This window comes from Micromonospora sp. DT62, assembly GCF_049847285.1.
In the GTDB taxonomy this organism is placed as follows: Bacteria; Actinomycetota; Actinomycetes; order Mycobacteriales; family Micromonosporaceae; genus Micromonospora; species Micromonospora reichwaldensis.
This window is the reverse complement of the sequence record NZ_JBNCOB010000087.1, coordinates 1-218: the sequence shown is the minus strand read 5'-3', so window position 1 is coordinate 218 and position 218 is coordinate 1. Positions and strand designations below refer to the sequence as shown.

Sequence of the window (218 nt, the reverse complement as noted above, 5' to 3'; positions counted from 1 at the left end):
GCGAGGTTGATGCCGCCCTCCTCGGCCGCCTCCGACACACCACTCAACGCCACCCGACGGCTGAACCCCCGCACACCACCCTTCGTAACCTCCTTCGCCGCCCGCTCACCGGCCTCCTTGAGCCCCTGCTTGAGCGACTTACGCGCCAACTGCGCCAGCAGCCGCTTGAAGATCTGCTGCACGACCAACCTGGTGGCCGCGATCGCCGCCCCCGCCGC

1 protein-coding gene is annotated in these 218 nt (G+C 69.7%); it reads right to left on the bottom strand.

Going from position 1 to position 218, the window contains the following annotated elements; all coding sequences use genetic code 11:
• The coding region (locus ACPXCB_RS31620) for a hypothetical protein (RefSeq protein WP_425879790.1) at positions 1-218 on the bottom strand (218 nt) is incomplete at both ends.